General features: G+C 66.9%; 10 protein-coding genes and 2 tRNA genes. 7 read left to right on the top strand and 5 right to left on the bottom strand.

Annotated elements, in window-relative coordinates:
* Positions 1 to 147: 147 nt before the first annotated feature.
* Entirely contained in the window at positions 148 to 606 is a 459-nt protein-coding gene (locus GA0115259_RS28350; protein WP_093602303.1) for a hypothetical protein, read from the bottom strand.
* 447 nt (positions 607 to 1,053) lie between these two features.
* Between GA0115259_RS28350 and GA0115259_RS28345 the strand changes: the two genes are divergently transcribed.
* Positions 1,054 to 1,464, top strand: a complete 411-nt coding sequence (locus GA0115259_RS28345) for an ATP-binding protein (protein ID WP_093602301.1) — start codon at positions 1,054 to 1,056, stop codon at positions 1,462 to 1,464.
* On the opposite strand, the gene GA0115259_RS28340 is transcribed toward GA0115259_RS28345, so the two are convergent.
* On the bottom strand, positions 1,450 to 2,658 hold the full coding sequence (locus GA0115259_RS28340; protein WP_093602299.1) for a cation:proton antiporter: 1,209 nt from the start codon (positions 2,656 to 2,658) through the stop codon (positions 1,450 to 1,452). The two genes, GA0115259_RS28345 and GA0115259_RS28340, sit on opposite strands and share 15 nt — an antisense overlap.
* Before the next feature lie 458 nt (positions 2,659 to 3,116).
* Here GA0115259_RS28340 and GA0115259_RS28335 point away from each other — a divergent pair, with 458 nt between their 5' ends.
* Positions 3,117 to 3,311 (top strand): hypothetical protein, encoded by a 195-nt coding sequence (locus tag GA0115259_RS28335; RefSeq protein WP_093602297.1) that lies wholly within the window; start codon positions 3,117 to 3,119, stop codon positions 3,309 to 3,311.
* 111 nt (positions 3,312 to 3,422) lie between these two features.
* On the opposite strand, the gene GA0115259_RS28330 is transcribed toward GA0115259_RS28335, so the two are convergent.
* Positions 3,423 to 3,496 (bottom strand) — tRNA-Gly (locus tag GA0115259_RS28330).
* A 140-nt stretch (positions 3,497 to 3,636) separates the two neighbouring features.
* Between GA0115259_RS28330 and GA0115259_RS28325 the strand changes: the two genes are divergently transcribed.
* From GA0115259_RS28325 to clpX, 5 genes are all read left to right on the top strand, one after another.
* Positions 3,637 to 3,713: transfer RNA gene (locus GA0115259_RS28325), tRNA-Pro, on the top strand.
* Between the two features lie 178 nt (positions 3,714 to 3,891).
* Complete coding sequence (gene tig / locus GA0115259_RS28320; RefSeq protein WP_093602295.1) at positions 3,892 to 5,316, top strand: trigger factor; 1,425 nt, start codon at positions 3,892 to 3,894, stop codon at positions 5,314 to 5,316.
* A 390-nt stretch (positions 5,317 to 5,706) separates the two neighbouring features.
* Complete coding sequence (locus GA0115259_RS28315) at positions 5,707 to 6,312, top strand: ATP-dependent Clp protease proteolytic subunit (protein ID WP_169922671.1); 606 nt, start codon at positions 5,707 to 5,709, stop codon at positions 6,310 to 6,312.
* Positions 6,313 to 6,394: 82 nt separating this feature from the next.
* A complete protein-coding gene (locus GA0115259_RS28310) occupies positions 6,395 to 7,078 on the top strand; it encodes an ATP-dependent Clp protease proteolytic subunit (protein WP_093602293.1) in 684 nt (227 codons plus the stop codon).
* A 235-nt stretch (positions 7,079 to 7,313) separates the two neighbouring features.
* Positions 7,314 to 8,606 carry an ATP-dependent Clp protease ATP-binding subunit ClpX gene (gene clpX / locus GA0115259_RS28305; protein ID WP_066949776.1) on the top strand — a complete coding sequence of 431 codons (1,293 nt, stop codon included), beginning with the start codon at positions 7,314 to 7,316 and terminating at the stop codon, positions 8,604 to 8,606.
* A gap of 76 nt (positions 8,607 to 8,682) precedes the next feature.
* Here the strand turns inward: clpX and GA0115259_RS28300 are convergent, their stop codons facing one another.
* Together GA0115259_RS28300 and GA0115259_RS40645 are read right to left on the bottom strand one after the other, a co-directional pair.
* Positions 8,683 to 9,291 (bottom strand): Uma2 family endonuclease, encoded by a 609-nt coding sequence (locus GA0115259_RS28300; RefSeq protein ID WP_093602291.1) that lies wholly within the window; start codon positions 9,289 to 9,291, stop codon positions 8,683 to 8,685.
* Between the two features lie 137 nt (positions 9,292 to 9,428).
* A partial coding sequence (locus tag GA0115259_RS40645; protein ID WP_093602289.1) for a hypothetical protein occupies positions 9,429 to 10,176 on the bottom strand: 748 nt, incomplete at its 5' end.

The raw sequence follows: 10,176 nt of genomic DNA, 5'->3' as shown, positions 1-10,176 counted from the left end.
GTCCTGAACCCCAACCAACAGACGGCGGCCAGACGCCAAACCCACGCGCCACCACCCCACTCCACTCCCGCGCACACCACCCACCAGCCCGGCGGCCGGAAAGAAACCGGCACCTCCAACCCTAGGACGCCACGCTCGCCATCGCCCTCACCAGGCCGGAGGCCGGGACTGGTCGCCGGCCTCGATCTCCTTCGGCCAGGCCCAGTCACGGGCGTGACCGTCCGTCCTGCTCAGGATCCCGGGATCGGGCGGGAACTCTTCGTTGTGCGGTCCGGACCAGTAGGCCCGCCGCGTGCGAGGAAGAGGTATCTCCACCAGCTTGCCGTCGTGGATCATCCACAGCCCGAAGCAGTCATCCTCCTCGTCGTGGATCAGGACCTGCACCGTCTCCGGCCGGGGCCACGGCAAGGACTCCAGGTGCTTCAACAGCCCAGATCTGCTCCGCATCCGCACGAACTCCGTACCCCAGCCGAAACCCCAGTTTCCACCGGGCCGCATCTCGAAGAACTCTCCGTTCCAGGTCCGCGCGTCGTCAGGCCGCGTCAACGGCTCCATGACCTCCTTCGCGTCCTGCGCCAGCACGATGACCTCAGCAATTCTGCTCATGCCGGAATACCACCGCGAGCCATGGACGCACCGCAACTGAGATCTGCCGCCGACGCGCGAAGAGGTGGGCGCGGGCCTGGTTGGGCTGGTCCGCGCCCACCTCTCCGGGTAGGCGACTACGGGTGTACGCGAGTCAGCGCGCTGGTTGCGGTGGCGGTGACGAACGTGGTGAAGGCGTGCGGCGCGACGGCGAAGGCAGGGCCCTGTGGGTTTCTTCGAGTCTCAATCGCCTCAGCTCCGTGCCGTAGTAATCGAGAGGTGAAGCGCTCGGGTCCAGGTCTCGCGTGTTCTTCACGACAGCCTCCAACTTTCCGGAGCGTTACGCTCATTCCGTAGCCGAGAGTAGTTGAGTCGTCGCAATCTTGGAAGGTGAACCCAACAATTCGTCTCCGTCGAGCTGGAGTTAGCGTGCGGACCAGCGCCGATTACCCACCTTCGTGCTATGGCATGAGTTTCACTGTCGGTGAGCATTCCGCCCGGCACCTGCGTCGGATCGTACGGACGTACCTTTGTGCCTGGGAATTGGAAGAATTGTGCGAGGCCGCTGAATTGGCACTGACCGAGCTGCTCGCGAATGTGGTTCGGCATGTGCCGGGCCGAGGATGTTCCGTGCTGTTCGTATGGCGGCCGGGCGCTCTGCGTGTCGAGGTGACGGACAGGGCGCCCGGCGTGCCATTCGTAAAGCAGCCAACCTCGGACGGCGGGCCGGAGGATGAACTGGCCGAGGGCGGGCGCGGGTTGCTGCTGGTGGAGGCCGTGACCGACCGGTGGGGAGTGACTCCGCAGGCGGAGGGCGGAAAGACGGTCTGGTTCGAGTGCGTGGCGAAGGAGCGGGCGCCGGACTCAGCGTGTGGCTGATGCCTCTTCCAGGCGGCCCGGTTCGCCTGGTCGCCCGCCGTCGCCACCGTTACGGCCACGTCCGTCCGGCAGCACTCGCGCCAACCAGTGCGACCGGCCGGCCGCCAGTGGGCCCAGTACCGCCAGGATCAGTACGTAACCCGCGATGAAAGGGGCGAGCCGCGCGTCCAGGCTCGCCCCGGCGGCCATGGTGGCGAGGATCAGGGCGAATTCGCCGCGCGCCAGCAGCGTGGTGGAGATATTGGCCGCCGGTCCGGCGGCGAAACCGTTGATTCTGGCGGCGGAGATGCCCGCGACGACGTTCATGACCAGTGTCACGGCGACGGCGGCCAGTACCGGCCACAGCACGGTCGGCAGATCGCCCGGATTGATCGAGAGACCGAAGGCGAAGAAGAAGATCGCGCCGAAGGCGTCGCGCAGAGGATGGACGAGTTTGCGTATCCGGTCGCCCGAGGTCGTACCGCCGAGCATCAGGCCGACCATGAACGCGCCTATGGCGTCCGCCACTCCGAACCATTCCGACACGCCCGCCACGAAGACCGCGATGCCGAGAAAGGAGATCACGAGCAGTTCGTCGTCCTTGGTGGCGATGAACCGGCTCACCAGCTTTGTGCCGTACCGGGCCGCGACCGCGAGAGCCAGCAGGAAGCCGAAGGCCTTCGCTCCGTCCATCACCGCCGCCGAGAGGCTGTCGGCACCGGACAGGATCGGCTGGAGGGCCGCGAGATAGAGGGCCAGGAAGATGTCCTCGACGACGATGATGCCGAGGATGGGCTTGGTCTCCGGATTGCCGATCCGGCCGAGGTCGACCAGCACCTTGGTGACGATGGCGGACGAGGAGATGCCGAGCACTCCGGCCAGCACCAGCGCCTCGCTCGTGCCCCAGCCGAGCGCGAAGCCGAAGCCGAGGCCCGCGCCGACGTTCAGGGCCAGATAGGTGCCGCCCGCGAGGGCCATCTTCCGGCCGCCCGCCTTGAGGTCGTCCAGATGGAATTCCAGGCCCAGATAGAAGAGCAGCAGGACCAGGCCCAGGGCGCTGAGCATCTCCAGGTCGTGCGGATCGGAGACCAGCACGATGCCGGGCGTGTGAGGGCCGAGAAGGATCCCGGCCAGGATGAAGAGAGGGATCGTGGGCAGCTCGATCCGGCTGCCCAGCCGGGCGAGTACGGCGGCGGCGAGGAAGGCGCCGCCCATGGCTATGAGGGTCTCCGCGTGTCCGATGGGATCGCTCCTCCGTCTTCGGGTCCGTCTGTGAGTCGATCTTCGATTCGTCAAGGAAGTGTCAAGGAATCGTCAGTAATTAGTTTACCAAACGATTTGCTGAGCAACTTTTGATGCCCGGCAGATGCCTCGGAGGCTGCGGTTTGGCTGATGATCGCCGGTCGGTTCACGGCGTGTCGGCCACTACGAGTCGTCGGGTGATTTGTCCCGGGGGTCGGTCATGAGCTGGGGATCGAGGCGCCGAGTACGTAGTACGAGCACGGCGCGCCCGGTGTGCGAATGGCGCGATCCCGATGGCGATGAACCGTCACCCGACGCCACCCATACGGAGGTTGATGGCACCATGGTCGGGCGGGGTGCGGAGCGGGGTGTGAGCGTCGCGCGCTCCCGCGCGGCAGGGCTAGGCGGACCGACCGAGGGTGTGATCAGTTGTGGCCATTTCGCTGTCAGTGGTGCTTCTCTTGGCGATCATCATGGTGGTGCTGATCCGCGGCGGTTCGCTCAAGGCCGGGCCGGCGATCGTGGCGATCCTCTTCGGCTTCTTCCTCGCGTCCACCAATATGGCGCCGTCGGTGAACCGGTTCCTCAACTCGATAGCCGACACGATCAACCAGATCAGCTTCTAGACCGGCTGGATCGGCATCAGCTTCTGGTGCGTACGGTTTCTGGTGCGTACGGTCCCTTGGAACGCCACCGGCCCGACCGGTGGCGTATGCACGCGGTCGGGCCGGAGGCCATGGAGCGGGCGACGGGAATCGAACCCGCGTAGCTAGTTTGGAAGACTAGGGCTCTACCATTGAGCTACGCCCGCACAGTGTGTGCCGCGGGCCCGAAGGACCTCGGCACGGACAACATCGTAGCGGGTCTGCGCTGTTCGCCGCACACCTGGCGTACAGCAGACAAAGAGGCCGACGTGGCGCCCGCGGGCATGTACCCTACGTGTCGCACCGACGGGGTGTGGCGCAGCTTGGTAGCGCGTCCGCTTTGGGAGCGGAAGGTCGTCGGTTCGAATCCGGCCACCCCGACCATTTACGCAGGATCGCAGCGCGGCAGCGCATTGTGGGGGCCTTCCCGCTTGCGGTTACTATGCAAGCTGCGTGCCCGTGTGTCTGAAGAGTCTCTGATGAGCCGGGCCGAATCCGCTGGGCCGCCGGAGAGCGGCGGACACAGCAGAACCCCAGAATCAGCCACCAAGGAGACCGAACCGTGAAGAGCGCCGTGGAGACCCTGAACCCGACTCGGGTTCGGCTCACTGTCGAGGTGCCCTTCGAGGAGCTCAAGGACAGCCTCGACGCGGCGTACAAGAAGATCAACCAGCAGGTCACGGTGAAGGGCTTCCGCAAGGGCAAGATCCCGGCCCGGATCATCGACCAGCGGTTCGGGCGTGGTGCTGTGCTGGAGGAGGCGGTCAACGACGCCCTCCCGAAGTTCTACACCGACGCGGTCAACGAGGGTGAGCTGAATGTCCTCGGCCAGCCCGACGTCGACATCACCGAGCTGAAGGACGGCGAGCTGCTCGCCTTCACCGCCGAGGTGGACGTCCGCCCGGTCATCGAGATCCCGGACTACTCCGGTATCGAGGTCATCGTCGACGCCATCGAGGTCTCCGAGGAGGACGTGGACAAGGCCGTCGAGGCGCTCCGCGACCGCTTCGCCTCCACCGCTCCGGTCGAGCGCGCCGCCGCCGACGGCGATGTCGTGACGCTCGACCTGGAGGCCAAGGTCGACGGCGAGGTGCTGCCCGACGGTGTCGCGAGCGGTGTGCAGTACACCATCGGCTCCGGCGAGCTGCTCGACGGTGTCGACGAGGCCGTCATCGGTCTGGAGGCCGGCGGCGAGGCCACGTTCACCTCCGAGCTGAAGGGCGGCACCGCCGAGGGCAAGGAGGCCGAGGTCACCGTCAAGGTCTCCCAGGTCTCCGCGCGCGAGGTGCCCGAGCTGGACGACGACTTCGCGCAGATGGCTAGCGAGTTCGACACGCTCGAAGCGCTGCGCGCGGACAGCCGTAAGCGCCTTGAGGGCAACCGCCAGTACGACCAGGCCACGCAGGCCCAGGAGCGCGTCCTGGAGGAGCTGCTGAAGCTGGCCGAGGTGCCGATCCCGGAGAAGCTGCTCGCGGACGAGATCAACACCCGTAAGCACAACCTGGAGCACCACCAGCTCGGTCAGATGGGACTCGACCTCGCGAAGTACCTGGAGATCCAGGGCAAGACCGAGGAGGAGTTCGAGACCGAGACCAAGGAGCAGGCGGAGAAGGGCATCCGGACGCAGTTCATCCTCGATGAGCTGGTCAACAAGGAGAAGCTGAACGTCAACCAGGAGGAGCTCACCGAGCACCTCATGCGGCGCGCGCAGTCCTCCGGTATGTCTCCCGACGAGTTCGCCAAGGCGGTCGTCGAGGGCGGCCAGGTGCCGATGCTCGTGGGCGAGGTCGCGCGCGGCAAGGCGCTGGCCGTGGTGGTCGAGGCCGCGAAGGTGACGGACACGAACGGTGTGCTGGTCGACCTGAGCGACGAGGACGAGGACGACGAGGCCGTCGCCGAGTCCGAGACGGAGACGGTGGAGGCCGCCGCCGGGGACACGGCCGCCGCGGACAAGGGTGACGACAAGGGCGACAAGACCGAGGCCTGAGCCGTACCGCTCCGGCGTCCGACCGACGCCGGGCCGGGCGGCCGTACGAGGCAGCGTCCGGCCGTACGCAGCTCCGGCCCGCCCGGACGCCCCGGCGGGTCCTGATGCCGCTCCGTACACCGCTCTGAACGCCAGGAAGGGCCCCGGACGCACCACGCGACCCCGGGGCCCTTCGCGTCCGCGCCCAGGCCCTTACAGAGCCGTACAGAGCCTCGCGGCCTTCAACTACCTTGCGCTCCCAGCGAACAGCCACGGAACCGGGATGGCGCCCGCCGACCAGCGCGTTAGGGTCCATGAATACGAGGGCTGGGGAGTCTCCCGTCCCCGGTACGAAGACGCTGAGACGGCCAAAGCCGTCAGAGACGAGCAGGTGTATACGTGACGAATCTGATGCCTTACGCCGCCGGTGAGCCGTCCCTCGGTGGTGGCCTCGGCGACCAGGTCTACAGCCGGCTGCTCGGAGAGCGGATCATCTTCCTCGGCCAGCAGGTCGACGACGACATCGCGAACAAGATCACGGCGCAGCTCCTCCTCCTCGCGGCCGAGCCCGAGAAGGACATTTTCCTGTACATCAACAGCCCCGGCGGTTCCGTGACGGCAGGTATGGCCGTCTACGACACCATGCAGTACATCCCGAACGACGTGGTGACCATCGGTATGGGTCTCGCCGCGTCGATGGGCCAGTTCCTGCTGACCGGTGGCACGGCGGGCAAGCGCTTCGCGCTGCCGCACACCGACATCCTCATGCACCAGGGTTCCGCGGGCCTCGGTGGCACCGCCTCCGACATCAAGATCCAGGCCGAGCAGCTTCTCCGTACGAAGAAGCGCATGGCCGAGATCACCGCCCGCCACACCGGGCAGTCGGAGGAGACGATCATCCGCGACGGTGACCGCGACCGCTGGTTCACCGCCGAGGAGGCCAAGGACTACGGCATCATCGACGAGATCATCTCCGCTGCTTCGGGCGTTCCGGGCGGCGGCGGCACCGGGGCCTGAGCAGCACCGCGGCCTGAGCACCGCCGCCCCGCAGCAGCCGCACCAGCCGCATCGGCCGGCCAAGACCACCGAACGCCACAGGATGGTGAACACCCACATGCACAACATGAACAGCTACTCCGCGAGCGGTCTCCACACCGGCCCGCAGGTGGACAACCGTTACGTCGTTCCGCGCTTCGTGGAGCGCACCTCGCAGGGCGTGCGGGAGTACGACCCGTACGCGAAGCTCTTCGAGGAGCGAGTGATCTTCCTCGGTGTGCAGATCGACGACGCCTCCGCCAATGACGTCATGGCGCAGCTCCTCTGCCTGGAGTCGATGGATCCCGACCGGGACATCTCGATCTACATCAACAGCCCCGGTGGCTCGATGACGGCCCTCACGGCCATCTACGACACCATGCAGTTCGTGAAGCCCGACATCCAGACCGTGTGCATGGGCCAGGCCGCCTCGGCCGCCGCCGTCCTGCTCGCCGCCGGGACCGCCGGCAAGCGGCTCGCCCTGCCCAACGCGCGCGTGCTCATTCACCAGCCGTCCAGCCAGACCGGCCGTGAGCAGCTCTCCGACCTGGAGATCGCGGCCAACGAGATCCTGCGGATGCGTGCCCAGCTCGAAGAGATGCTGGCCAAGCACTCCACGACGCCGATCGAGAAGGTCCGCGACGACATCGAGCGCGACAAGATCCTCACCGCCGACGACGCGCTCGCGTACGGCCTGGTCGACCAGATCGTGTCGACGCGCAAGACCACGGCCGCTGCGGCAGCCTGACACACCCGGCGCCCTTGGCGCGGTGCGCGCATGAGTCCGGCCGGGCTCCGGTCGGCGTCCTGTTGGGGTCCTGTCGGACCGTCCCGTCGCGTTCGTACGGGACCGGGACGGGATGCCACGACCATGTGAACCGCGCCAAGGGGGGCCCGAACGGGGGCCCGAGCAAGGTACCGTCGGATATGAGGCACAGGAGCCGCTGAACCAAAGCTGCTCCCAGGCGAAGGGGAAGCACCTCGTGGCACGCATCGGTGATGGCGGCGATCTGCTCAAGTGCTCGTTCTGCGGGAAGAGCCAGAAGCAGGTGAAGAAGCTCATCGCGGGTCCCGGTGTGTACATCTGCGACGAGTGCATCGACCTCTGCAACGAGATCATCGAGGAGGAGCTCGCGGAGACCTCCGAGGTGCGGTGGGAGGAACTGCCCAAGCCTCGTGAGATCTACGAGTTCCTCGAGGGCTATGTCGTCGGCCAGGAGCCCGCGAAGAAGGCCCTGTCGGTGGCGGTCTACAACCACTACAAGCGTGTGCAGGCCGGTGAGACCGGTGGCGCGTCCGGCCGTGAGGACGCGATCGAGCTGGCGAAGTCGAACATCCTGCTGCTGGGCCCGACCGGCTCCGGCAAGACGCTGCTCGCGCAGACACTCGCCCGCATGCTGAACGTACCGTTCGCCATCGCGGACGCGACGGCGCTCACGGAGGCCGGCTATGTGGGCGAGGACGTCGAGAACATTCTGCTGAAGCTGATCCAGGCGGCCGACTACGACGTCAAGAAGGCCGAGACCGGGATCATCTACATCGACGAGATCGACAAGGTCGCCCGCAAGAGCGAGAATCCGTCGATCACGCGTGATGTGTCGGGCGAGGGCGTCCAGCAGGCGCTGCTGAAGATCCTGGAGGGCACGACGGCCTCCGTACCGCCGCAGGGCGGACGCAAGCATCCGCACCAGGAGTTCATCCAGATCGACACGACGAATGTGCTCTTCATCGTGGGCGGCGCGTTCGCCGGTCTGGAGAAGATCATCGAGTCGAGGGCGGGCGCGAAGGGCATCGGCTTCGGAGCGACGATCCGCTCGAAGCGGGAGATCGAGGCGAGCGACCAGTTCCAGGAGGTCATGCCGGAGGACCTGGTGAAGTTCGGGATGATCCCGGAGTTCATCGGCCGTCTGCCCGTGCTGACGTCGGTCCACAACCTGGACCGCGAGGCGCTGCTCCAGATCCTGGTCGAGCCGCGCAACGCGCTGGTGAAGCAGTATCAGCGGCTCTTCGAACTCGACGGTGTGGAACTGGACTTCGACCGCCCGGCCCTGGAGGCTATCGCCGACCAGGCGATCCTGCGCGGCACGGGCGCGCGCGGTCTGCGCGCGATCCTCGAAGAGGTGCTCCAGTCGGTGATGTACGAGGTCCCGTCCCGCAAGGACGTGGCCCGCGTCGTCATCACGGCGGAGGTCGTCCGCGACAACGTGAACCCGACGCTGGTACCGCGCGAGCCGAGGATCGTCAAGAACGACGGCCGCCACGAGAAGTCCGCGTAGCGCCCAACACGACACACAGGAGCGCCCGGCCGTTTCCACCGGCCGGGCGCTCCCGCGTTGTGTCGTGTGTCCCGGATCAGTCGTCGTCGTACCCGAACGGTGCCTGGAATCCGGCGGTGCTGAGGGTGCAGTTGAAGGGCGCGGGCATGAGGATCTCCTTGCCGAACGGCACGGTGAGATGGGACGCGTATCCCTTGGCGGTCGGCGACCAGAAGACGGTGGCGCTGTCCTCCTGCATGTCGAGCAGCAGATAGACGGGAACGCCGGCCTTGCCGTAGCGCTCGACCTTGTCGACCAGATCCGCGTCCCGCGTCGACGCCGAGGTCAGCTCCGCGATGAAGGACAGGCCCTCCCCGTCCAGATGGCGACTTGTCGTCCTCCGGGTCCGGCGGTCGGCCGCATGCACATCCGGCCCGTACGCACGCTCGACGCCGGGGAACACGTAGAGCGCCGGGGCGGAGCTGACGCGATGGCCCTCCGGGAGATGGGGACGGAGCTGATCGCAGATCAGATCCATGACGTCGAGGTAGTACGCCTTCGACCACGGCGACGCGACGATGTTCCCCCTGATGATCTCGGCTTTGAAGCCGTCCGGCACGTTGAGCTGGTCGAGGGCCTTGCACAGCTCCTCGAAGCGTCGGGGGTCGTTGCCGTCTATCGTCGGGCGCTCAAGCATCACCGTCATGATGCGTCTCCCTCGCACAGCAGGCCAGTCCGGCACTTAGCGTAACCGCACTGTACCTGAGAGTGGAAAGCGGGTGCCCGGCCGAAGCGGGCGGCCGGGCGCCGTTGTGTGTGGTGCGCGGTCCCGCGGGGTGCGGGTCAGAGCTCGACGCGGACGTCGTTGCGGAGGTTGGCGGCGAGGGTGGCCGCGTCCTCCAGGGACGTGGGTTTGCCGGTGGAGAGCTGGGCCAGGTCGATCGAGAGGACGTAGGCGACGGTGCTGTGGTCGGCCCAGATGCAGGTCGGGAAGGACGACGTCTTGCCGCTGTCCGTGATCTTGGCCTCCTGGCACTTCAGGACGCCGTTCTCGAATCCCGCGGGTGTGAACTCCTGGGGGCTGCCGACCAGTTCGCCTTCGCCGCTCTTGTCCGTGGCGGCTTCCGTCTTCATGCTGGTGAACAGCGCGTCGACGACCTTCTCCGGGTCCTCTATCTCGCCGTACACACCGCTGAAGGTGAGCTGTTTGCCCATAGGGGTGTCGCCGCCGGCCTCGGAGGTGTAGCCCGCGCCGACGTCCTTGGGGTTCTTCACACCCCAGGTCTCCATGTCCTTGATGTCCTTCTCGGACATGCCGTCGTCACCGGCGGCGCCGGAATCGACCTTCTTGTACGTGCCGTCGATGACCGTCGCGGGCGTCGCCAGCTTGTGCGGGCCGTCGTCCGCGATCGAGCCGCCGCCTCCACCGCCGCCCGAGGTCAGGAAGTACGCGCCGCCGGCTATCACCGCCAGCGCCACCACGGCGACACCGATGATCAGACCGGTCTTCTTCCTGGGCGCCGGGCCCGGAGGCGGCGGCGGATACTGGCCGCCGCCACCGTACGGAGGCTGCTGCGGCGGCCGGCCGTAC

The sequence above is a fragment of the Streptomyces sp. MnatMP-M17 genome, from assembly GCF_900091995.1.
GTDB lineage: Bacteria > Actinomycetota > Actinomycetes > Streptomycetales > Streptomycetaceae > Streptomyces.
This window is presented reverse-complemented; position numbering and strand designations above follow the sequence as displayed.

What these genes read in the sequence shown, in the direction of transcription:
- GA0115259_RS28315 (WP_169922671.1), top strand. Translation starts at nt 5,707, where the DNA reads ATGCCTTACGCCGCCGGTGAGCCGTCCCTCGGTGGTGGCCTCGGCGAC.
- GA0115259_RS28310 (WP_093602293.1), top strand. Translation starts at nt 6,395, where the DNA reads ATGGTGAACACCCACATGCACAACATGAACAGCTACTCCGCGAGCGGT.
- GA0115259_RS28300 (WP_093602291.1), bottom strand. Translation starts at nt 9,291, where the DNA reads ATGACGGTGATGCTTGAGCGCCCGACGATAGACGGCAACGACCCCCGA.
- GA0115259_RS28350 (WP_093602303.1), bottom strand. Translation starts at nt 606, where the DNA reads ATGAGCAGAATTGCTGAGGTCATCGTGCTGGCGCAGGACGCGAAGGAG.
- GA0115259_RS28340 (WP_093602299.1), bottom strand. Translation starts at nt 2,658, where the DNA reads ATGGGCGGCGCCTTCCTCGCCGCCGCCGTACTCGCCCGGCTGGGCAGC.
- GA0115259_RS28345 (WP_093602301.1), top strand. Translation starts at nt 1,054, where the DNA reads ATGAGTTTCACTGTCGGTGAGCATTCCGCCCGGCACCTGCGTCGGATC.